Origin of the sequence: Brevundimonas sp. KM4 (assembly GCF_000964075.1) — a bacterium.
Taxonomy (GTDB): Bacteria; Pseudomonadota; Alphaproteobacteria; order Caulobacterales; family Caulobacteraceae; genus Brevundimonas; species Brevundimonas huaxiensis.
The window spans coordinates 409448-431802 of the sequence record NZ_JZRG01000008.1 but is presented as its reverse complement, the minus strand read 5'-3'; the positions used below and the strand labels follow the sequence as shown (position 1 = coordinate 431802).

The window sequence follows — 22355 nt, the reverse complement described above, 5'->3', positions numbered from 1 at the left end:
ATAGATGCGGCAACGTGGTTAACGACCGATGAAGCGCTGCTGCAACGCAGGAGATAAGGCCGCGATTATTGCGTCTTGATTGCAACTCAAGCGGGCAACGATTTTTCAACTAATTAGCCTGTTAATCTTGCAACTGAGGCGGGCGGGGGCCGGCCGATAGCGAAGAGGTTGTGACCTATGTTCGCGCGTAAACCGAAGTCGGACGTGCAGGACCGGCTGATCGATCTGGACGGCAAGATGGCCGCCATCGGCCGGTCGCAGGCGGTGATCGAGTTCAACCTGGACGGCACCATCATCGACGCCAACCAGAACCTTCTGACCACGATGGGCTATAGTCTGGACGAGATCCGGGGCGCCCACCACAGGACCTTCATGGACCCGGCCGAGGCGGCCTCGCCCGACTACGCCGCCTTCTGGCGCGAGCTGAATGCGGGCCAGTTCCTGGCGCGCAAGTTCCGTCGCCTGGCCAAGGGCGGGCGCGAGGTGTGGCTGCAGGCCTCCTACAATCCGGTGTTCGGCCCCGACGGGCGGCCGGCCAAGGTCATCAAACTGGCCATCGACATCACCGCCGACGAGCAGGAGGCCGCGCGCCGCGAGGCCGAACGGGTCGAGGCGGAAAGCGCCCAGACCCTGCTGGTCGACGCTCTGGCGGGGGTGCTGAACAAGCTGTCGGCCGGCGACCTGACCGCGCGGATTGATGCGCCGGTGAAGGGCGACCATGTGCGGGTGCGCGACGATTATAATGCGGCGGTCGAAAGCCTGCGCCAGACGATGGGCCAGGCGCTGCGGGCCGTGTCGGGTCTGAGGGGCGGGGTGGGCGAAATCTCCAGCGCGTCCGACGACCTGTCGCGCCGCACCGAACAGCAGGCCGCCAGTCTGGAAGAAACGGCGGCGGCGCTGGACCAGATCACCGCCACAGTGAAACGCAGCGCGGACGGCGCCAAACAGGCCTCGGCCGCCGCCCTGGGCGCGCGCGCCGAGGCGGACCGGTCGGGCGAGGTCGTGCGCCAGGCGATCGCGGCGATGGACGGCATCAAGCGCAGCTCGACCCAGATCAGCGACATCATCGGCGTCATCGACGAGATCGCCTTCCAGACCAATCTGCTGGCCCTGAACGCCGGGGTCGAGGCGGCGCGGGCGGGCGAGGCGGGGCGCGGCTTCGCCGTCGTCGCCTCCGAAGTCCGGGCCCTGGCGCAGCGCTCGGCGGAAGCCGCCAAGGAGATCAAGACCTTGATCACCACCTCGGGGCAGGAAGTGGCGCAAGGGGTCAAGCTGGTCGACGAGACCGGCGCGGCCCTGTCGGCGATCGCCGTCAAGGTGGCGGAGATGGACGCCCTGGTCAGCGAGATCGCCGCCTCGGCTCAGGAACAGGCGACGGGGCTGAGCCAGGTCAATACGGCCGTCAACCAGATGGACCAGGTGACCCAGCAGAACGCGGCCATGGTCGAACAGACGACGGCCGCCGCCATGAGCCTGAAGTCCGAGACCGAACAGCTGGCCCTGCTGGTCGAACGGTTCGAGACGGGCGAGGCGCCGGCACAGACCCGCGTCCATGACCTGTCGCAAGCCGCCGCCCCCGTCCCCCTGGCCCGCGAACGCGCCCGCATCCGGGCCTTCGCCAGCGGCGGCGCGGCTGCAGCGGCGGCGGCATCGAGCGCGGGCTGGGAAGAGTTCTAGGGCGCGCTCGGCTCCAACTCGATCTTCGCCTCCCGCGTCGTCGCGATGGCGCCGACCGAGGCGGCGACGATGGCGGCGATGGCGAGCCATTGCTGGCCGGTCAGATGCTCGTGCAGGATCACAAGTCCTGCCAGGGCGCCGACCGCCGGCTCGGCGCTGAGCACCACGCCGAAGGTGCGTTTGGGGATGCTGCGCAAGGCGACCATTTCCAGCGAATACGGCAGGGCGCTGGAGAAGATCGCCACCGCCACGCCCGCTAGGATGATGGCGGGGTTCAGCAGGGCGGCGCCGGCATGGGCCACGCCGAACGGGACGACGACCAGGGCCGCCACGCTCATGCCCAGCGCCACTGACTGACCGGCGTGCAGGTGCGACAGCCGCTTGCCGAAGACGATGTACAGCGCCCAGCACAGGCCGGCGAAGGCCGCCAGCGCCATGCCGACGGGGTCCAGCGCGCCGGCCCCGGCCTTGATCGGCAGCAGCAGGCCTAGCCCCACGACCGCCAGACCGATGCAGGCGAAATGGATGGGCTTGCGCGAATGGATCAGGGCCAGGGTCAGGGGCCCCATGAACTCAATGGCGATGGCCAAGCCCAGCGGAATGGTGCGCAGGGCCATGTAGAAGCTGAGGTTCATCGCCCCCAGCACGACGCCGTACAGCGCAATGGCGCCCAGATCCGCGCGGGTCAGGCGGAACCGCCAGGGCCGGAACACGGCGACCAGCAGAACGGCTGAAATCCCGACGCGATAGGCCGAGGTCCCCTCCGCTCCGATCACCGGAAACAGGGTCTTGGCGAAGGATGTGCCGCACGCCAGCGTCACCATGCCCGCAAACAGCGCCAGATAGGGGATCAGGCGCGCCGCCAGCGGCGAGTTCAGGTGGGTTTTCAGGGCCAGCGACGTCATGGCGTAAAGCTAGCGTAACGCCGCTTGCGCTTCCCGGCGATTTTCCGCTTGAATGCGACGGAAATCGTCACTGGAGTCCCAATAATGACGAATTTCGTCACCTTGGACGATTTCGACCATAAGCTGCTGATGCGGGTCCGACGCAACAATCTGGAGCCGGCGCGGGTGACGGCCGAAGCGGTGGGCCTGTCGGAATCCGCCGTCCTGCGCCGCCTGCGTCGCCTGCGGGCCGAGGGCGTCATCGCCGCCGACGTCGCCGTGATCGACCCCGCCCGGGTCGAGCCGCGCATCGTCCTGCATGTGCAGGTCGAGATGAATACCCAGGATCGTAAAGTCATGGAGGCGTTCCAGCGCGCCATGAAGGCCAGCCCGGAGGTTCAGGGCTGCTGGGACGTGACGGGCGAAACCGACTATCTGCTGACCGTCGCCGTCCGCTCCATGCAGGACTACGAAGCCTTCGGCATTCGCGAACTGGTCCCTGAAAAGGGCGTGCGGGGCTTCAAGAGCATGATCGTCATCCGCGAGGTCGTCGGCTTCGACCCCGCCCGCGCCGTGCTGGAGCGCTAGGTCGCCGGGGCCTCGACCACCAGGATCGCGCCGACGCCCTGGGTTCGGTTCTCGATCGTGCCGCCGATCTGGCGGACCAGGCTGTCGATGACGCGCATGCCTAGGCTGCGGTCGCTGCGGGCGGCGATCAGGTCGAAGCCCTTGCCCTGGTCCGCCACGGTGACGGTTAGGCGTCCGTCGGCGATGCGGCCGGTGACCGCAACGGCGCCGCCCTTGGGGCCATAGGCGTATTTGATAGCGTTGGTGACCAGCTCGTTGACGATCAGACCGAGCGGGATGGCGATGTCGGCGCCCAACGGCGCATCGGACGCCTCGCAGGTGACGACATGGCGGTCGCTGCCGGCGTCGATGGCCTCGCACAGCTGGCACAGGAAGTCGGACAGGATCACGGTCTGAACGTCGGCGCCGCGCCACAGCTGATCATGGACTTCGCTGATGGCCTGGATGCGCGATCCGGCCGTGGCCAGAGCGGCGCGCACCGCGTCGGAGGCCGCGCCGCGCGCCTGCATCGACAGCAGGCTGGAAACCAGCGACAGGCTGTTCTTGACCCGGTGGCTGACCTCTCGCGTCAGCAGGGCCTGATGCTCGATGGCGGCCAGAAGCCGCTGCTCGGTCTGCTGGCGGGCGATGGCGGCGCCGACGACGGCGGCGAAGGCGTCCAGGAACAGGGCGTCGCGGGCGTCGAACTGACCCTCGTCGGGACTGTCGACCTCCAGCACGCCCCAGGGTTCGCCGTCCAACTCGGGCCGGATCAGGACGTTGATGGCGCGCCGCACGCCGTGGTCGGCCAGAAGCTTGGGGGTATGGAAGCGCTGCTCGTTCTCCAGATGGTTGGAGATCAGCGGCTTGCCGGTCTGGAAGGCGTAGCCGGCCGGCGAATCCAGTTCGACGCTCAGCGAGGCCTGGCCCTCGACGGGCCCGGTCCAGCCCACGCCCGCGATCAGCACCAGCCGGTCGCGCGCCTCGTTATGGATCAGCACCTTGGACAGCGGCGTCTCCAGCCCGTCGGCGCAGACCGCGCAGGCGGCGTCTAGCAGGGCCTGACGGTCGCGCTCGCGCAGGGCCACCTCGCCGAAGCGCGCCAACAGCGACTGCTGCTTCAGGCGATAGCGCAGCTCATCGGCGGTGGAGCGGGTTTCGGCGGCCGGCGCATCCTCGATCTTGGGCGCGACCGGGGTATCCATGCGGATCTGGGTTTCGGCGGCCGTGTCCGCCTGCACCTCCGCGACCAGTTGGGCGATTTCCGGGGTCAGGCCGGTGTCGGAGAGCGGACGGGTATGAGGCAAGGACGGAAATCTCGGTTCGCGCGACGCGACATATAGGCTGACATAGCCGCTCTGAAAGGTTTGCGCAGAAATCATCGCGCGTCACCCCTTGCGTGGGGCGGCGAGGCCTTATCTGTTGTGCGCCAGCATTCGAGGAGATCTTTTCCATGACCGACTTCAGCTATGACGCATCCCGCCACCTGAAGAAGGGCCGGGGCAAGGTCTATGACTCGATCGTCGACACCATCGGCGACACCCCGATCGTGCGGCTGCCGCGTCTGTCGGCGGAGTACGATGCGAAGGCGACGGTTCTGGCCAAGCTGGAGTTCTTCAACCCCATCGCCTCGGTGAAGGACCGGATCGGCGTGGCCATGGTCGAGGCGCTGCAGGAGGCGGGCAAGATCGATCAGGACACGGTGCTGATCGAGCCGACCAGCGGCAACACCGGCATCGCCCTGGCCTTCGTGGCGGCGGCCAAGGGGCTGAAGCTGACGCTGTGCATGCCCGAAAGCATGTCGATCGAGCGGCGCAAGATGCTGGCCCTGCTGGGCGCGCGGCTGGAGCTGACGCCGGCCGAAAAGGGGATGAAGGGCGCGATCGCGCGGGCGCAGGAGCTGCTGGAGAGCACGCCGAACTCCATCAGTCCGTCGCAGTTCGAGAACCTGGCCAACCCCGCCATCCACCGCGTCACGACGGCCGAGGAAATCTGGAACGACACGGCCGGGGCGGTGGACATCGTGGTCGCCGGCGTCGGCACCGGCGGCACCATCTCGGGCGTCGGCCAGGCGCTGAAGGCCAAGAAGCCGTCGGTGCAGTTCATCGCCGTCGAGCCCGAGGCCTCTCCGGTGCTGTCCGGCGGCGCGCCCGGCCCGCACAAGATCCAGGGCATCGGCGCCGGCTTCGTGCCCGCCATCTATGATCCGTCGGTGGTCGATGGGGTCGAGCAGGTCTCAAACGACGACAGTTTCGACATGGCCAGAAAGGCCGCGCGGGTCGAGGGCATTCCCGTCGGCATCAGCTCGGGCGCGGCCCTGACCGCCGCCTTCCGCATCGCCGCGCGCGAGGAGAATGCGGGCAAGACCATCGTGGTGATCATCCCGTCCTTCGCCGAGCGCTATCTGTCGACCGCGCTTTTCGAGGGGCTTTGAAGGGAGCGTGATTCACGCTTTTTGACGCCGCCGCCGCGCGATTTCGTCAAAAAACGATCACGCTCCAAGCGGAGCCTTTAGGCCGTTCGCGTGTTCGATAACGGACGCGCGTGCGGCTCCGCTTGGGATGAGGGACGACGCGCGGCGGATCAATAACGCCGGAGCGTTTCATGCCTGTCGCCGCCCTTCGCCTGATCGCCGTCGCCGGGGTCTCGGCCCTGGCGCTCGCCGCCTGTTCCAACAATGACGACAAGGTGGCGGTCGATCCGTCGATGTCGCCCGAGCAACAGGCCGCCGCCGCCGCCAACACCCCCGTCACCGCCCAGCCGCGCCAGATCCGCAATGTGCCGGTGAATGTGCAGGGCGTGACCGACGTGGGCGCCACGGTCCGGGTCAAGAACGTCGATCTGGCCGAAGACGCGACCATTCTGGACGTCAGCATCTCGTTCGCCAGCGACATGACCAACAGCGTCCAGATGGCGTCCGAGGCCACCTATGTCGAACTGCCGAACGGCCAGAAGCTGCGTCAGAAGCCGCCCGAGGGCAATCCGTACATGACCATCGCCAAGGGCGACACGATGAACGGCCGGCTGGTCTTCATGGGCGCGGTGCCGGCCGGGGTGAACCAGATCTCGGTGGTGTTCAACGAAGGCTCGACGTCGGACAGCATCATTGGTCCGTTCCTGCGCATGACCATTCCGCTGACCGCCCAGGCCGCCCAGAACCCGACGAGCGGAGCGGTCGGATGACGGGACGACACGCGCCCGCCATGGCGGCGGCGCTGTTGGCCGCAGGTCTGACGCCCTGCGTCGCCTCGGCCCTGACGGTGCGGCTGATGAGCGGCAGCGCCATCGGCCTGCGCTCAACCTTCGAAAAGGACATGGCCGCGCCCCGGTCCACCTTCGCCAAGGCGGGGGCGGACAGCGCGCTGGAAACCGTGTTCGTCTCGTCCGAGGTCGCGCCCGAACGGGTCGAGACGACCCGCAGCCTGCTGAGCGAACTGAACGCGCGGCGCACCGACGGTGTGATCGTGATCGACCTGCCGGCCGACGTTCTGTTCGACTTCGACAAGGCGACGATCCGGCCGGACGCCGAGCCGGCCCTGACGCGGGCGGCGGAACTGCTGAAAAGCTATCCGCAGGCTCAGGTCAGCATCGGCGGCCACACCGACGCCAAGGGCGACGACTCCTATAACGAAGGCTTGTCGCTGCGCCGCGCGCGCGGTGGCGGCGCGGCTGCAACGCGAGGCCGGGCGCAACCTGTTCGCCGAGGGCTTTGGCGAGCGCAGGCCCGTGGCCCCGAACGTCAAGCCTGACGGCTCGGACGATCCCGACGGGCGTCAGAAGAACCGTCGCGTCGAAATCCGCATCACGCCGCGCGCGGGAGGCTGAACATGGCCCTGATCCCTTGCCCCGCCTGCGGGCGTCAGGTGTCAGAGGCGGCGGTCGCCTGTCCCAACTGCGGCCATCCGATCGCGGGCGACGCGGCGCGGCCGCCGGGCACGTTCAAGGAGGCCCTGACGCGGCCCGAAGCGGTCAAGAGCGGCATCACTGTCCTGGGCGTCTTCGTCGCCGCGCCGTGGATCGCGCGGGTGCTTGCTGTGATCGCCTTCGTGATCCTGGCCATCGTGGTGGTGGTCAACAAGAGCTGATCCGGCTCACGCCCGGTTAACCGCTCGCTTCTAAGGTGGGGGGATGGGCGATCTGGCAGCCATGATCGGGGAAGAGGCGACGCCGCCGACGCTGCGTGCGCGCCGGGCGCTGCTGAAGCGTCTGGCCGACGTCGTGTCCCTGCCCGCCAGCCGGATCAACGCCTTCGAGCGGGCGGTGACGGGCGACCTGCTGGTCGAGATGTTGAGGCTGGCCTCGCACGATGAGCGCAAGCGCGTGGCCGCGCGTCTGGCGCCGCTGGCCGAACTGCCCAACAGCGTGGCGCGCATCCTGTTGCGCGACGATCCGGATATCGCCGGCCTGCTGATCGAACAATGCGCCTCGCTGAGCGATGCGGACATCGTCGGCTGCGCGCGCGACGCCAGTTTCGAACACCGGATGCTGCTGGCGGTGCGCCGGGGTTTGTCGGAGATCGTGACCGAGACCCTGTTCTCCTTCGGCGAGATGGAGGTGATCGAGGCGGTGCTGCGCAATACGACCGCGCGCCTGTCGCAGCTGGGCATCGAGACGGTGGTGGGCCTGAGCCGCCAGTCGCCGAGCCTGTGCAGCCCCCTGCTGAAGCGGCCCGAGCTGAGGCCGTCGGGCGCCTATGTCATGTTCTGGTGGTGCGCGCCCGAGGATCGCCGCACCATCCTGCAACGGTTCGCCGTATCGCGCGAAGTCATGCAGGAGGCGTCCGAAGACGTCTTCGCCATCGCCAGTGATGAAAGCTGGTCCGATCCCGTCGCGCGCAAGGCGCTTCAGTTCATCGAGCGCCGCCAGCGCAATCGCGCCGCCATACAAAAGAGCCCGTTCGACAATCTGGAACACGCCGTCATGGTCGCCGCCAGCGACGGCCTGACGCGCGAGACGGCGTCCGAGATCGCCTTCCTGGCGGGGATCAAGCCGCTGACGGGGGCCAAGCTTCTGGGCGATCCGGGCGGCGAGCCGCTGGCGATCCTGTGCAAGGCGACGGGGATGTCGCGCGTCGATCTGACCAATCTGTGGCGCTCGATGCGGCGACCCGAGACGACGGCGGACGGCAAGATCCATCCCGACTGGGAGCGGGTGCAGATCACCTATGAAATGCTGGCCGTCGATCGCGCCCAGACGGTGCTGCGTTACTGGAACTGGTCTTTGTCGTCGGCCCTGACGCCCACACTGTTGCGCGCCATTCGCGACGGCGAGGATGACGCCGTCGATGAATATTCGGCGCCAGAGCGGGCGGCGATGATGGTGCTGGCCGAAGACTTCGGTCGATAGGTCTGATCACTAAAGCCGAATGCATGGACGTGCATATCGCACCGCTTATACGCGTGTTTGCTTTCGCGACGAAACAACCCTATGACGCTATTGGGGTCGTTCGGTTGGAGAATCAGCCGAACTCAATAGATCAGGAAAGCGAAGCCGATAATGGAAGATAAGCCCGAACTGCTCGAGATGACCGCAGACATCGTGTCGGCCTATGTCGGCAATAACTCGGTCTCCGCAGAGGCCCTGCCTGCGCTTATCGCCAATATTCACGCCGCCCTGTCGGGTGTGTCGAACGGTCCGGTCGAGGCCGAACCTGAACCCAAGGAACCGGCGGTGCCGATCCGCAAGTCGATCGCGCCCGATTTCCTGATCTGCCTGGAAGACGGCCGCAAGTTCAAGTCGTTGAAGCGCCACCTGCGCACCAAATACGACATGAGCCCCGAAGAATACCGCACCAAATGGGGTCTGCCGAAAGACTATCCGATGGTTGCTCCCAACTACGCCAAGGCGCGTTCGGAACTGGCCAAGTCGATGGGCCTGGGCCAGGGCGGCCGCAAGCCCGCCCGCGCCGCCGGAACCCGCGCGAAGAAATAAACCGAACCCGTTTTCGGTCTAGAGACGCCCGCTTCCATCAGGAGGCGGGCGTTTTTTGCTTTTGGGGCGCACGAGCGTTCTCCCTCCCCGTACCGGGGAGGGTGGCTGAGGCGCAGCCGAAGCCGGGTGGGGACGGCAGGGCGACGCGTCACAGGCTCGCTTTGATCAAAGGAGTGCGCCCTGTCGGGCCGCCCCCACCCGGTCGCCGCGCGACCTCCCTCCCCCGCAGGGGGAGGGAGAAATCGGTGATGCTTACGCCGCCTGGGCGGTGCGGCGCATGCGCCAGAAGCGCAGGGTGCGCAGGGCGGCGTCGCGGGTCAGTTCGCCGTACATGCGGCCATAGGCGGCGGCCTTGCCCATCGGGTTGTCCTCGGCCCCCAGGACGGCAACGGCGTAGGTCAGATAGACGGCGCGGTCCATGTCGGCCGCCTTGCAGACCACCGACAGGGCGTCCAGGTCCTTACGCTCGACGATGCCGCGCGCGGTGTGGAAGTCGATGTCGGCCAGCTTGGACAGGGCGATCAGGAAGGGCGTGCGGCCGTTGGAGCGCAGGAAGCGGATCAGGGTCTGCGGCGTCAACTGTCCGGCCGCCTGAAGCTCGTCGATATAGGCCAGGTTCTCGGCATAGTCGGCGGGCAGGGCGCCGTCGTCGGTGGCCACGCGGGTGCGGCCCGCGGCCAGCGCCGCCTCCAGCAGGGCCGGGTCCATGCGCGCGTTCTGTTCCAGGATCTGGTGACGCAGCCGGGCCTCGACGACGAAATACATCTCGTTCAGCAGGTCGGCGGGCAGGCTCTGGCGCTCGACCGTGGCGGCGTGCAGGGCTGGATTGGCCTTGGCGCGCTCGATGGCGGTTTCGGAGGCGGCGCGCGACAGCTGGGCGCCGTCGTTGCGTAGCAGGGTGTTCAAGGTGTCGTCGTCGCCGTGCTCGACGATGACGTCGGAAACCGCCTCCGACACCGTCGCGCGGCCCGAGACGGCGCGCAGATGGCCCTGGCTGCGCTTGCGCACGACCTGGATCAGATCTTCATCGGTCAGGACGGTGGAGGCGCGCAGAACCTGTTCGGCGACCTCGATCTCGTCGTCGGCGAAACGGCGGATCAGGCTGTGGGGAGCGTTGGGGGCCTGGGCGAAACGGGCGGCCAGTTCGGCGCGGACCGCGACCTCCATCTCGGCCGACAACTTGGCCAGCACCGTGCCGTAGAGCGCGGTTTCATTGGCGTTGGGCGCCGGCGCGCCAAAGAAGTGGGCCGTCAGTTCGCGCAGCAGCAGGCGACGCTTTTCGCTGGACTCCTCGCTGGCCAGGGCGATGAGTTCGGGCAGGCGCGAGCCCTTGATCTCGGCAGGTTCGATCACGGCGCGATCGTTCATGGCAGGTTGTCGGCTTCAGTCTGTGGCACGGCGCGCAAGCTGCCGTTGGCGTTGCGGATCAGGGCGGGCGGACCGTCAGGTTGGGCCAGATCGCTGGACTGCGGCGTCTGGGCCATTTGGACAGGCATGGCGTCGAGGTAGGTCTGCTGCGGCGCAGGGATGGCGTCGGGGTGACGGCCGGCCTGGCGGTGGACCGAATAGTAGCGGGCGCTGTTGTCGCCGGCTGTGGGCGTCGGGGCGGCCTGGCCGCTGGCGGCGACGGCGGCGGCGTCCAGCGGCGCGCCGGCCTGGGGCCGTTGAAGGCGATAGATGGGGGCGTCGCGGCGCGGAGCCATCGGGTCGACGACGGCCGCCTGAGCCGGCTGGGGCTCGGGCTGCGCGGCCTGTTGCGGGACGGGGGCCGGCTCGGCCGACATCTGAGGTTCAGGCTGAGGCTGAGGCGCGGAAGGCTGCGGCTCAGGAACATAGGGCGAGGGCGCGATGCGCGTCGCCGTCACCTGCGGCTGGGCGGTCGCTACAGGGGCGGCCTTCACGGGGGCGGTCTGCGCCGGCTCGGCCGGCGTCGGCGCGCGCTGGGGCATCCAGGCGCTGGCGGGCGTCAGGCCGTTGCTGCGCGGCGTCGTGACTGAGGGGGCGACAGAAGGCGCGGGCGACAGGCGGGCCAGGGGGATGGCGCCGGGCAGGGTGCGGTTGGCGGCGGTCACGGTCGGGGCGGGCGCCTCGGCCTGGATGACGGCGGGCGTCGGCGTCGCACGGGCGGCGACCTGCGGCTTGCCGGGCCAGGACAGATAGCGCAGGCCCGACGCGTTGGTCGGCGCCTGCTGCGCCACGGCGGCGCCGGCCGCCAGATTGACGGCGGTCAGGACAATCGAAACTGCGAGGGCGCGGCGCACGGCGGCTCTCCGGAGAGGAATTCCAGCGCATACACTAGGGCTCGGACCCTTAATCCCGCGCTAATGTGAAGCCAGGATTCGACAACGACAGCGTGTCAGCCGCGACCGGGCAGATAGTTGTCGGTGAAGGCGTCGCGCCAGTTCAGGCCGGCCTCGTAAACCCCGGCTTTCGAGGTCACGTCGAAGAAGGCCTGCCAGCGCTCCTCGGTCAGGGCGCCCAGGCCGTAAAGCGCCGCGTCGCCGCCATCGACGATGGCGTAGTCGCGCAGGCGTTCGCGGGCCTGATCCAGCACCGCCTGGGTCATGTCCGGGTTGTCCTTGCGGATCAGGGCGTCGGCGGCCGACGCGTCGCCGCGGATATAGTCGCGCCACCCTTCGGCCGAGGCGGCGATGAAGCTGCGCAGCGCCGCTGCATTGTCGCGGGCGAAGGCGTTGGGCGCCAGGACCATGGCGGCGTAGGAGGGATAGCCCTCGTCGGCCAGCAGAAAGACGCGCGGGTCGAAATCGGAGGCCTGTTCGATGGCGTAGGGATCGCTGGTCAGATAGCCCTGCTGCACCGCCCGCGCATTGGCGATGAAGGCGGCGGGGTCGTAGGCGAAGGGGCGCAGCTGCTCGTCGGTAAAGCCGTATTTGGCCTTCAGCCACACCCAGAAGGTGCTGATCCCGGCCTCGGACAGCAGGAAGGGCCGGCCGGCCAGATCGGCGATCGTCTCCAGCGCCGCGTCCGGATGGGCCATCAGGACCTGCGGATCCTTCTGGAAGAAGGCGGCGACCGCCTTCACCGGCGCGCCGGACGCGACCAGGTTCAGGGGAATGAAGCTGTTGGAGCCCATGCCCAGTTCGACCGCGCCCGAGGCCAGCAGTTGCGGCACGTTCACGCCGGGGCCGCCCTGGACGATCTGGACGTTCAGACCGCGCTTCTCATAGGCCCCGCTGGCCAGGGCCTGATAGAAGCCGCCCTGTTCGGCCTGGGCGCGCCAGTCGGTGGCGAAACGCAGCCGCACCCGGCCCTGTTCGTCGACCGGAGCCTCGGCCCGCCCGCAGGCCCGAAGCCCGATCGCCCCCGCCGCCACGGCCGCCCCGCCCGCGATCAGCGCACGGCGACGGGTCAGCAGGCGATTCCCCAACAAGCTCATGCCCCTGACTTACGGGGCGATAGGGGCCTTGGGAAGGCGGGGCGTCAGTCGGCCGCGTTGTCGGCGCTTGTCGCGATGCCTATCGCTTCACCGTCGATTGGATTTGTGGGCATCTTATAACGGATGGGCACGACGCAGCGGACGCCGGCGCTATGGTACGGCTCGGCGCGGCCCGACTGCACCATGCGTCGCCCACTGTCGCCGAACGCGGCGGCGGGTTGGGCGTCGATCACCTCGACATTGCCGACCTGACCCCAGGTGGCGAGGTCGAACCGCATCAGCGCCCAGCCCTCGATGCCGCGCTCACGGAAGGCGGTCGGGAAAAGGTCGGACCCACGACGGGTCTGGAAGCGCGTGCGAACGTCGTCAGGACAATTTTGCAGCGGGTCGTCGGCACGTTCGGGCATGTCCGGCGCAGGCAGGCGGTCGCCAGCACGATAGAAGTTCGCCACGCATCCCCGCAGCGGCGTTCCGCTCTGGACGACGGTTTCGGACACGGCGCGTCGGGTCTCTGCATCCAAGGCTCCATCGCCGGACGAGCCCAAGGTCTCGACATCGACGGCGCGGCCATCAGCGTTCACGCCCCAGCGCACAACCGTCCGGGCTCGACCGCCGGGCGGCGGTCGCTGTCCGATCCTGTAGTCCGGGAAGCTGACGGTAAGGGGAGGCCGACCGCCCCGACGTTCACCGCCGCAGTTGGCCTCTGGGCCGGCCAATCGATTCGCGACGGCATCACGGACAGGACCCCGCGTTCGCGTGACGGCGAAGTAGCGCAGCAACTCGTTCCGATCGGCTTCCGCTAAAGGCTTTGCAGCATAGCGAATGGTCAGACTGCAGTCGCGGCGTGGGCCGTCAGAAAAGCGCCAGGCCGCAAGAGCGGCTTGCTCCTGGTCGGTTGGAGGCGTCGATGGAATGAGGATTTCGTCGGACGCGCGATGCGGGCGTGTCGATGAGGGGCGGATGTCACGCGTGCGTCCTGTTTCGTCTACGGTGAAGTTCAGAACGACGTCACTCTTTCCAGAGCCGAAACGGGTTGTCTCAATGCGTAAATCTTCGGCGTATGTTGGTCGAACTGTAGAGCCTGCACAGGTGACTTCGAACCCAGGGATTTGAAGCAGCGATTGTTCCGGAAGAGTCGGGCCTGTCCTCTCGCCGGTGCGGATCGGCGAAACCCTCAGGGGTTCGAGCGCCTGTTCAACGGACGCCAAGGCAGATGTCGTGGTCAGAGCAAGGCCGAGGCCCAACAGGATCGCGCGCATGGGTGTCTCCGTCTGCACTCCATGGGTGCATCTGGCGCAGCGGCTGTCTAGTGCGACTTCATGTCGTCGGCGCCCCAATTGAGCGAGGGGACGAAGCGTTCGGGCGGACCCGTGCTCTTCGTCCCCTCGCCAAGTCCGGGTTGGACTTGGCCGTTCGGGTCTGGACCTTGGCGTCAGCGTCGTTTCGGGCGAACCCGAAAGGGCGGTCGGCTGTATCCTGTCGCGCTCAGGGTCTTCGGCGTTCCGCGGCATTGCGTCCGCGTCGTCCGTCGATCCCGATCCGGTTCTCCTGTCTGTCGTCGATCCGAAGACCGTCGAGGACTGGAGCCTGGATCCCGCCTGTCGCACGTTACGATCCGAAGACCGCCCGAAGCGCCGGGTCGGAGAGCCGGGCCGGTTCGCTGGAGATCCAGGTCTCCCTGGATTTCCGCTGCCCCGTGTCCCTTGGCCTGTTGACGTTCGGACGAAACCGGCTATGAGGCAAGCGCCCGAACTCGCCCCCGTGTGCACGATTGGCCCGGCGGCGGTGGACAAGCCTGTGAACATCGGTGGACGGATCAAATTCGCGATTGCGGATCAGCGTCTTGCCTTGTCCACAGAAACGCGGCGATAGAAGCTTATGTCCGGTGTCGGACACATTGCGCTGCAACCCTGCGGCGCGCTTTGGGTTCTGTGATCAACGGACAAAAGTCCTTGGGGGAATTCGTTGTCCAGCACCCGGTCTGACCACGCCTTGTCTATCGGTATCAATCGCAACCAACTGGCCCAGATGTTCGCCCATGCGCCGGGGTTCATGGCGCTGGTCACGGGGCCGGACCATCGGTTCGAGCTGACCAATCCGAACTACCAGAAGGTGATCGGCCACCGCGAGGTGATCGGGCGCACGGTGGGCGAGGTGCTGACCGATGCGGTGGCGCAGGGGTATTTGGACCTGCTGGACCAGGTTTATCGCACCGGCGAAGCGCACCGGGCCGACAGCGCCCTATATGCCGTTCAGGCCGAGCCAGGCGGCGAGGTGGTGGAGCGCTACGTCGATTTCGTCTTCCAGCCGCTGAAGGAGGACGGTCAGGTCTGGGGCATTTTCATCCAGGGGATGGATGTGTCGGATCGCCACCGGGCGGACCAGGCGCTGGCGCTGAGCGAAGCGCGATACGGCGCCCTGTTCGCGGCGATGGCGACGGGCTTCTGCGTCATCGAGATGAAGTTCGACGCGGCCGACCGGCCTATCGATTACAGGATCGTCGAGGGCAACAACGCCTTCGAGGAGATGACCGGCCTGGTCGACCCTTACGGCAAATGGGTCAGCGAGATCGCACCGGGACTGGAGCAGCACTGGTTCGATCTTTATGGCGGCGTGGCGCGCACAGGCGAGCCGGTCCGGTTCGAGAACCCGGCCGACATCTTCGGTCGCTGGTATGACGTGCAGGCGTTGCGGATCGGCCAGCCGGGCGCCTGGCAGGTCGCCATCCTGTTCAACAACATCACCGAGCGAAAGCAGAGCGAGACGCGCCAGAACGCCCTGCTGGAGCTGAACGACGCGATCCGCGACCTGACCGACGCCGGCGACATCGCCCAGGCCTCGGCCGAGGTTCTGGCCCGCACGATGGGCGTCAGCCGGGCGGGTTACGGGACGGTCGACACGGTCGCGGAGACCATCACCATCGCGCGCGACTTCAACCAGCCGGGGGTGAACAGCATCGCCGGCACCTTGGCCTTCCGCGAGCACGGCTCCTACATCGAGGACATCAAGCGCGGCGAGACGGTGGCGATCGACGATGTCGCGCTGGACCCCCGCACCGCCGCCACCGCCGATGTGTTGAAGCGGATCAGCGCCGGTTCCTTCGTCAACATGCCGCTGATGGAGCAGGGGCGGGTCGTGGCGATGGTGTTCGTCAATCATGCAACGCCGCGACATTACACCGACAGCGACCTGCGGCTGATGCGGGAGGTGGCGGAGCGGGTGCGCTCGGCGACCGAACGCGCGCGAAGCGAGGCGGCCCTGCGCGAGAGCGAGGCCCAGTTCCGGGTCTTCGCCCAGGCCACGCCGATCCAGATCTGGGCCAGCTGGGCGGACGGGTCGCTGTATTGGTTCAACCCCCAGGTCTATGCCTATACGGGCGCAAAGCCCGGCGATCTGGACGGGCCGGAGGGCTGGCTGGTCAATCTGCATCCCGACGATGCGGAGCGGGCGACGGCGGAATGGTCGGCGGCGCTGGCCAGCGGTCAAATCTACGAGACCGAGTTCCGGGTTCGGCGTCACGACGGCGTCTATCGCGCCTTCCGAATTCGGGCCGAGCCGGTCCACGACGAAGAGGGTCGGATCACACGCTGGGTCGGCTCCAACACCGACATCGAGGACCTGCGCCGCCAGGCGGCCGAACTGGCGCGATTCAACGAAACCCTGGAAGAACAGGTCGCCGAACGCACCAGCGCCCTGATGCAGGCCGAGGAGGCGCTGCGTCAGAGCCAGAAGATGGAGGCGGTCGGACAGCTGACCGGCGGTATCGCCCATGACTTCAACAATCTGCTGGCCGGGATCAGCGGCAGTCTGGAACTGATCACCAACCGGATCGCGCAGGGCCGTCATGCCGAGGTGGAACGGTTCACTGTGGCGGCGCAGGGTGCGGCGAAACGGGCGGCGGCCCTGACGCACAGGCTGCTGGCCTTTTCGCGGCGTCAGACCCTGGATCCCAAACTGACCAATCCCAACCGCCTGATCCGCGGGATGGAGGATCTGGTGCGGCGCACGACAGGGCCGGGGATCGAGGTCGAGGTGGTCGCCGGCGCCGGCCTGTGGCCCGTTCTGATCGATGCGCACCAGCTGGAAAACGCGGTGCTGAACCTGTGCATCAATGCGCGCGACGCCATGCCGAGCGGCGGGCGTCTGACCATCGAGACCGGCAATCGCTGGATCGACGCGCGCACGGCCCGGGCGGCCAATCTGGAGCCAGGCCAATATGTCTCCATCTGCGTCAGCGACACCGGCACGGGTATGGCGCCCGAGGTGGCGGCGCGCGCGTTCGAACCCTTCTTCACCACCAAGCCGCTGGGCGAGGGGACGGGCCTGGGTCTGTCGATGATCTATGGCTTCGTGCGCCAATCGGGCGGGCAGGTGCGGATCTATTCCGAGGCGGGCGAGGGGGCGATGATCTGCCTTTATCTGCCGCGCCACTTCGGCGAGGTGGACGACGCCGATCTGATCCCCGAGGTCGAACAGGCCCCGCGCGCCCAGGCCGGCGAGACGGTGATGGTCGTGGACGACGAGCCGACGGTGCGGATGCTGGTCGCCGAAATCCTGCATGAGCTGGGCTATCAATGCATCGAGGCGTCGGACGGGGCGGCGGGGCTGAAGCTGCTGCAATCCGGTGCTCGGATCGACCTGTTGGTGACCGATGTGGGCCTGCCGGGCGGGATGAACGGGCGTCAGATGGCCGATGCGGCGCGGATCGATCGGCCCGATCTGAAGGTGCTGTTCATCACCGGCTATGCCGAGAATGCGGTGGTCGGCAACGGACACCTGGACCCTGGCATGCACGTCATGACCAAGCCCTTCGCCATGGAGGCGCTGGGCAGTCGGATCCGCGAACTGATCGAGGCGAGCTAGAGCCGGGCGTTCAGCCAGGTGCGGATCGCCTTGCGGGCGCCGCGCGCGGCCGGGCCGCCGAAATGCAGGAAGCCGTGCGGGGTCTCGGGCACACGGATCAAGTCCGCGTCCGACGCCTCGCCCCAGCGCGTGGCCATCAACAGACTGTCCTCGAAAAGAGGATCCTGTTCGCCGGCGAGGAACAAAGCGGGCGGCAGGCCGGTCAGGTCGGCATAAAGGGGCGAGACGTCAGGCTGGCGCAAGGCCGCCTCGTCGCGATCCGGCGCCAGGCGCGCCAGATCGGCCTGCATCGTCGAGCCATTGAACAGCAGGGTCTCTGGTCCCGCCGAGCGCACGCTTTCGGTGCCCGACAGGTCGAAAACGCCATAGGTGAAGACGCAGCCCTTCACCAGATCAATCAGCCCCTGGTCGCGCAGGGCGACGGCGGTGAGGGCGGCCAAATGCCCGCCGGCGGATTCGCCCGCCAGAAACAGGGTCGAGGCGCCCAGTCGATCGACATTCGTGACCGTCCAATAGGCGGCGGCCAGACAGTCGGCGATGGCGGCGTCGATATAGATCTGACGCCGCTCGGACAGCAGGCGATAATCCACCGAGACGACGCAGAAGCCGTGGTGCGCCAGATGGGCGTTCAGTCGGTCGTTCAGCCCGGCGCTGCCCAGCACCCAGCCGCCGCCGTGGATGTCCAGGATGACGGCGCGGGGCGTGCCCGTCGGATGCAGGATGCGCAAGGGAACGGGGTGGTCGCCGTCCGTCTGGACGATCTCGACGGTTACGCCGCGCTTCCTGAGACGCGGGGTGGTGACCCGCCCGGCGGCCGCGTCCAGCCACAGCGACAGCCGCTGGCCCGCATCGATCCGCCAGCCGTCGGTGCGCAGACGCGGCGCGCGGGCGAGGACGGCGTTGATCCGCCGCACCGCCGCCTGCTGGGGCGGGGCGAACTCGACGAGGTGGCTGCGAAGGGTCATGAAGCTTGAGTGTGCGGGCGCGGATTTGGTTTCAAGTCGGCGCTTTTGGCCGAGCCTCGTCAGCCATGACAAAGCCGGTTATCGTCCGCCCCATGAAACGGCTCACCCCCTTCGGCGTCCTGTTGATCTTCGGCCTGATCGGGCTTTTGACGGGCAAGTTCGGCCTGTGGTTCGCGTTCGGCCTGATCGCCTGCATCGCCGTCAGCGTGATGCAGAACCGGGGCGCGGCGACGACGCCGCCCGGGGATCCGGACAGTCAGGGTTAGGATCTGAAGCCGTCCTCGCCAGAGTGACGAGCGGTTCGGTATTTATCCCGCCAGGGCCGCTTTCTTCTCTTCCAGCTCCAGCCATTCCAGTTCGGCGGATTCCAACTCGGCGCGGGCTTTTTCGGCGGCCTTCATGGCGGCGTCGAAGGCCTTGGGGTCGCGGGTGTAGAGGGCGGGGTCGGCCAGGGTCGCGTCGTGTTTGGCGATGGTCGCGGGCAGCGCATCGATCAGGGTTTCGAGCTCCTTCAGGCGGTGGGCGTCCTTGAAGGAGAGTTTGGCGGTCTTCTTGACCGCAGCAGGGGCGGGGTTGGCGGCGGCGCGCTGGGCGGCGGCCTTGTCCTGGGGGCGGGGATTGGCGCCGGGTTGCAGGAAGCCGGGGTTCTGGCGGATGAAATCGGTCCAGCCGCCGGGCGTCTCGACGATGTCGCCGCGCCCGTTCAGGGCCAGGGTCGAGGTGGACAGGCGGTCGATGAAGTCGCGGTCGTGCGACACCAGGATCAGGGTGCCGTCATAGCCCTCCAGCAGCTCCTCCAGCTTGTCCAGCGTGTCCATGTCCAGGTCGTTGGTCGGTTCGTCGAGGATCAGCAGATTGGCGGGTTTCGCCAACGCCCTCGCCAGAAGCAGGCGGTTTCGCTCGCCCCCCGACAGGGTCGAGATCGGCTGACGCAACTGGGCCTCGGAGAAGAGGAATTCCTTGGCGTAGGCGGCGACGTGTTTGGAAAAGCCGCGCACGATGATGCTGTCGCCGCCGCCCGGCGTCAGGGCGTCCCACAGGGTCATGTCCGACTTCAGCCCCTCGCGCGACTGATCCAGATAGACGGGCTCCAGATTGGCGCCCATGCGGACCGTGCCCTCGTCGGGCGCCAGTTCCCCCAGCAGGGTCTTGACCAGAGTGGTCTTGCCCGCGCCGTTGGGACCGACGATGCCCAGACGGTCGCCGCGCATGATGCGGGTGGTCAGGTCCTTGAACAGGGTGCGGCCGTTGTAGCCCTTGGACACGCCCTTGATTTCGGCGACCAGTTTGCCGGACGTGGCGCCGGAATCGACGCCCAGCGACAGTTCGCGCGGCACGTCCTTCATCTTCTCGGCGCGTTCGGCGCGCAGGGCCTGAAGCGAGCGGGCGCGGCCCTCGTTGCGGCTGCGGCGGGCGGTGATGGAGGAGTAGAAGGTGGCGGTCTCGCGCTCGATGGTCTTGGTCAGACGACGCAGGGATTCGGCCTCTTCCTCCAGCACCTTGGTCGACCATTCGTCGAACTCGACGAAGCCCTTGCTGAGGGTGCGGACGCGACGGCCCTCAAGCCAGTGGACGGTGTTGGTGACGCGGTTCAGGAAGGCGCGGTCGTGGCTGACGACCAGAAGGGCGAACCGGGCCGACAGCAGCTCGTTCTCCAGCAGTTCGATGGCCAGGATGTCCAGGTGATTGGTCGGCTCGTCCAGCAGCAGCAGGTCGGGCTCTTCGGCGAAGGCCTTGGCCAGGGCGGCGCGGCGGGTTTCTCCGCCCGACAGGCCTTGGGTGGACTTGGCGGGGTCCAGGCCGAAGGTGGCCAGCCAGGCCTCGGCGGTCCAGCTCTCGGCCTCGCCGGAAGAGGCGTAGTCCAGCAGAGTCTCGCCCGTGATGACCGGCTCCTGCGGCACATAGGCGAAACGGGTGGCGGACTGGACCGAACGGTCGCCGCTGTCCGGTTCGATCAGGCCCATGACGACCTTCATCAGGGTGGACTTGCCCGCGCCGTTGCGACCTACCAGGGCGGCGCGGCTGCGCGGTTCGACCGCCAGATCGACGCCGTCGAACAGGGGGCGCTGGCCGTCCTGAAGACGGACGTCCTTGAGTGCGACGAGAGGGGGTCTGGCTGCCATGGGCGGCCATATAGAGGAGGGGAAGTCGAACCGCCACGACCTTTGAGATTTGACAGTTACCGTCCGGTTGGTATGTAGTCGAAATGGACACGATCACACGCCGCCGCGCGCCCGACGACACCCGGGCCGAAATCATCGAAAAGGCGCTGGAGGTGGCGGCTGAACTGGGGGCGTCGGGCTTTACCCTGGATGCGGTGGCGGGTCGCACGACGGTCAGCAAGGGCGCCCTGCTGCACCATTTTCCCAGCAAGATCGCGCTGCTGGAAGGAATGATCGATCATTTGGGACAGATGCACCGGGACATGATCCTGGCCGAGGCCGCGCGCGATCCCGAACCCTATGGCCGCAATGCGCGGGCCTATCTGAGGGCGACGGTGAACGAGCCGGTGACGCCGCAGAACATCAGCATCGGGCGGGTGATCCTGGCGGCCTGCGCCATCGATCCAACCTTGTCGCAACGCTGGAACGGCTGGATCGACCAGGTGAAGAACGACGATCCCAGCGATCCGGTCGGGGCCGACGACGCCCTGATGCTGAGGCTGATCGCGGACGGGCTGTGGATGTCGGATCAGTTCGGCACGCACCGGGTTTCGCCCGAGCAGAGACAGGCGCTGCTGTCGCTGCTGACGCCTGGTCATCCGATCACGGCCAATGACGCATGAGCTCCGTCACCTGGGCCGCGCTGCTGGGCGCCATCGGGCTGGAGGTGGCGGGGACCAGTTTGCTGCAGGCCTCTGACCAGTTCACGCGGGCCTGGCCCACGGCGGGAATGGCGGTCTGTTACGGCCTGGCCTTCTACCTGCTGTCCATCGCGTTGAGGCAGATGCCGGTGGGGATCGCCTATGCGATCTGGAGCGGGCTGGGGGTGGTGCTGATCTCGGTGATCGGGGCGGTGGTTTTTCGCCAGAGGCTGGACCCGCCGGCCATCGCGGGCCTGGCGATGATCGTCGGCGGGGTGGTGGTGATCAACCTGTTCTCCAGAACCGTGGGGCATTGAAACGATCCTCCCCTGCGAAGCGGGGGAGGGGGACCGCGCAGGACATCGGTCGCGGCGATTCGGACGGTGCGGACGCCGCGTTCGGCGAGATAGGCGTCGCGGCGGCTGTCGTAGGCAGGATCGTGGTGCTGTCCGTCGATCTCGATGCACAGCCGATCCCTGGCGCGATAGAAGTCCAGGATGAAGGCGTCGAAAGCGTGCTGACGGCGAAAGCCGTGGCCGCGGATACGCTGCCAAATCAAGACTTCCGGCAAAGACATCGCCCGACGGAGACTTCTGGCGCGTTTTTGGGTAAGGACCGGCGCTCTCATGGAGCGTATCACCATCACAAGCTGTGCTTTTGGCAAGGGGATGCGTCGCGCGTGGTGCGGCGTCCGCCCCCTCCACCGCTACGCGGTCCCCCTCCCCCGCAGGCGGGGGAGGATCTGATGGCGCCCTACTGGGAAACCAAGACCCTGGCCGAGATGTCGCCTTCCGAGTGGGAGGGGCTGTGCGACGGGTGCGGGCTGTGCTGCGTGATCCGGTTCGAGGACGAGGATACGGGCGAGGTCATCCCGACGCGGGTGCATTGCAAGCTGTTCGACCCCGAGGCCTGCGCCTGTTCGGACTATGCGAACCGCAAGGCCCAGGTGCCGGACTGCATCAAGCTGACGCCCGGCAATATCGAGGCGTTGGAGTGGATGCCCAAGTCGTGCGCCTATCGCCGGCTGCACGAGGGGCGGCCGCTGGCGAAATGGCATCATCTGATCTCGGGCAGTCGCGAGACGGTGCATACGGCAGGCGTGTCGGTGCGGGGGCAGACGATCTCGGAGCTGTCGCTGGCCGAACCGGAGGATGCGCTGGACTTCGAAGCGCCGGAATGGGCGGTCGAACGGGGCCGGGAGCGATAGGGTAGCACCCCCTTAGCCAGCGCAATGACGCTGGTTGAAAGGCTGCGAAAACAAGCCGTTG

General features: G+C 67.5%; 21 protein-coding genes and 1 pseudogene. 13 read left to right on the top strand and 9 right to left on the bottom strand.

What is annotated here, in order from left to right:
* Positions 1–177: 177 nt before the first annotated feature.
* The gene (locus VH88_RS06405; protein ID WP_045810468.1) at positions 178–1677 is read left to right on the top strand and encodes a methyl-accepting chemotaxis protein; all 1500 of its coding nucleotides are present in this window, start codon (positions 178–180) and stop codon (positions 1675–1677) included.
* Here VH88_RS06405 and VH88_RS06400 read toward each other — a convergent pair.
* Positions 1674–2582, bottom strand: coding sequence for a DMT family transporter (locus tag VH88_RS06400; RefSeq protein ID WP_045810467.1), 909 nt, complete (start codon positions 2580–2582; stop codon positions 1674–1676). The two genes, VH88_RS06405 and VH88_RS06400, sit on opposite strands and share 4 nt — an antisense overlap.
* Before the next feature lie 84 nt (positions 2583–2666).
* On the opposite strand from VH88_RS06400, the gene VH88_RS06395 reads away from it, so the two are divergent.
* Positions 2667–3149 (top strand): Lrp/AsnC family transcriptional regulator, encoded by a 483-nt coding sequence (locus tag VH88_RS06395; protein WP_039244685.1) that lies wholly within the window; start codon positions 2667–2669, stop codon positions 3147–3149.
* Here VH88_RS06395 and VH88_RS06390 read toward each other — a convergent pair.
* Positions 3146–4435 carry a sensor histidine kinase gene (locus VH88_RS06390; protein ID WP_052689515.1) on the bottom strand — a complete coding sequence of 430 codons (1290 nt, stop codon included), beginning with the start codon at positions 4433–4435 and terminating at the stop codon, positions 3146–3148. The genes VH88_RS06395 and VH88_RS06390 overlap by 4 nt on opposite strands.
* 146 nt (positions 4436–4581) lie before the next feature.
* On the opposite strand from VH88_RS06390, the gene cysK reads away from it, so the two are divergent.
* The 6 genes from cysK (at position 4582) to VH88_RS06360 (ending at position 9059) form a co-directional block, all read left to right on the top strand.
* Positions 4582–5562 (top strand): cysteine synthase A, encoded by a 981-nt coding sequence (gene cysK / locus VH88_RS06385; RefSeq protein ID WP_045810466.1) that lies wholly within the window; start codon positions 4582–4584, stop codon positions 5560–5562.
* A 170-nt stretch (positions 5563–5732) separates the two neighbouring features.
* Positions 5733–6311 carry a hypothetical protein gene (locus VH88_RS06380; RefSeq protein ID WP_052689511.1) on the top strand — a complete coding sequence of 193 codons (579 nt, stop codon included), beginning with the start codon at positions 5733–5735 and terminating at the stop codon, positions 6309–6311.
* Positions 6308–6877 (top strand): OmpA family protein, encoded by a 570-nt coding sequence (locus VH88_RS15375; protein WP_082064389.1) that lies wholly within the window; start codon positions 6308–6310, stop codon positions 6875–6877. The genes VH88_RS06380 and VH88_RS15375 overlap by 4 nt, the downstream gene beginning before the upstream one ends.
* Positions 6878–6955: 78 nt before the next feature.
* Entirely contained in the window at positions 6956–7213 is a 258-nt protein-coding gene (locus VH88_RS06370; protein ID WP_045810465.1) for a zinc ribbon domain-containing protein, read from the top strand.
* 43 nt (positions 7214–7256) lie between these two features.
* Positions 7257–8474 (top strand): DUF2336 domain-containing protein, encoded by a 1218-nt coding sequence (locus tag VH88_RS06365; protein WP_045810464.1) that lies wholly within the window; start codon positions 7257–7259, stop codon positions 8472–8474.
* A gap of 150 nt (positions 8475–8624) precedes the next feature.
* Positions 8625–9059, top strand: coding sequence for a MucR family transcriptional regulator (locus VH88_RS06360; RefSeq protein WP_017505833.1), 435 nt, complete (start codon positions 8625–8627; stop codon positions 9057–9059).
* 252 nt (positions 9060–9311) lie between these two features.
* Here the strand turns inward: VH88_RS06360 and VH88_RS06355 are convergent, their stop codons facing one another.
* From VH88_RS06355 to VH88_RS16230, 4 genes are all read right to left on the bottom strand, one after another.
* Positions 9312–10427, bottom strand: coding sequence for a DUF2336 domain-containing protein (locus VH88_RS06355; protein WP_039244673.1), 1116 nt, complete (start codon positions 10425–10427; stop codon positions 9312–9314).
* Complete coding sequence (locus tag VH88_RS06350; protein ID WP_045810463.1) at positions 10424–11320, bottom strand: hypothetical protein; 897 nt, start codon at positions 11318–11320, stop codon at positions 10424–10426. The genes VH88_RS06355 and VH88_RS06350 overlap by 4 nt, the downstream gene beginning before the upstream one ends.
* Before the next feature lie 95 nt (positions 11321–11415).
* The gene (locus VH88_RS06345; RefSeq protein ID WP_039244670.1) at positions 11416–12456 is read right to left on the bottom strand and encodes an ABC transporter substrate-binding protein; all 1041 of its coding nucleotides are present in this window, start codon (positions 12454–12456) and stop codon (positions 11416–11418) included.
* Positions 12457–12500: 44 nt separating this feature from the next.
* The gene (locus VH88_RS16230; protein ID WP_197071002.1) at positions 12501–13037 is read right to left on the bottom strand and encodes an energy transducer TonB; all 537 of its coding nucleotides are present in this window, start codon (positions 13035–13037) and stop codon (positions 12501–12503) included.
* Positions 13038–14448: 1411 nt separating this feature from the next.
* Here VH88_RS16230 and VH88_RS06335 point away from each other — a divergent pair.
* The gene (locus tag VH88_RS06335; RefSeq protein ID WP_197071001.1) at positions 14449–17319 is read left to right on the top strand and encodes a PAS domain-containing protein; all 2871 of its coding nucleotides are present in this window, start codon (positions 14449–14451) and stop codon (positions 17317–17319) included.
* Here VH88_RS06335 and VH88_RS06330 read toward each other — a convergent pair.
* Positions 17316–18284, bottom strand: coding sequence for an alpha/beta hydrolase (locus VH88_RS06330; RefSeq protein WP_045810461.1), 969 nt, complete (start codon positions 18282–18284; stop codon positions 17316–17318). The genes VH88_RS06335 and VH88_RS06330 overlap by 4 nt on opposite strands.
* A gap of 92 nt (positions 18285–18376) precedes the next feature.
* On the opposite strand from VH88_RS06330, the gene VH88_RS16225 reads away from it, so the two are divergent.
* On the top strand, positions 18377–18550 hold the full coding sequence (locus tag VH88_RS16225) for a hypothetical protein (protein ID WP_045810460.1): 174 nt from the start codon (positions 18377–18379) through the stop codon (positions 18548–18550).
* 42 nt (positions 18551–18592) lie between these two features.
* Here the strand turns inward: VH88_RS16225 and VH88_RS06320 are convergent, their stop codons facing one another.
* Positions 18593–20407, bottom strand: coding sequence for an ABC-F family ATP-binding cassette domain-containing protein (locus VH88_RS06320; RefSeq protein WP_045810459.1), 1815 nt, complete (start codon positions 20405–20407; stop codon positions 18593–18595).
* Positions 20408–20490: 83 nt separating this feature from the next.
* On the opposite strand from VH88_RS06320, the gene VH88_RS06315 reads away from it, so the two are divergent.
* A complete protein-coding gene (locus VH88_RS06315) occupies positions 20491–21069 on the top strand; it encodes a TetR/AcrR family transcriptional regulator (protein ID WP_045810458.1) in 579 nt (192 codons plus the stop codon).
* Positions 21066–21404 (top strand): multidrug efflux SMR transporter, encoded by a 339-nt coding sequence (locus VH88_RS06310; RefSeq protein WP_045810457.1) that lies wholly within the window; start codon positions 21066–21068, stop codon positions 21402–21404. Before VH88_RS06315 ends, VH88_RS06310 begins: the two co-directional genes overlap by 4 nt.
* A 47-nt stretch (positions 21405–21451) precedes the next feature.
* Here VH88_RS06310 and VH88_RS16595 read toward each other — a convergent pair.
* A pseudogene (locus VH88_RS16595) lies at positions 21452–21715 on the bottom strand (endonuclease domain-containing protein); the annotation flags it as partial.
* Positions 21716–21832: 117 nt separating this feature from the next.
* On the opposite strand from VH88_RS16595, the gene VH88_RS06305 reads away from it, so the two are divergent.
* A complete protein-coding gene (locus VH88_RS06305) occupies positions 21833–22294 on the top strand; it encodes a YcgN family cysteine cluster protein (protein WP_045810456.1) in 462 nt (153 codons plus the stop codon).
* Positions 22295–22355: the final 61 nt, after the last annotated feature.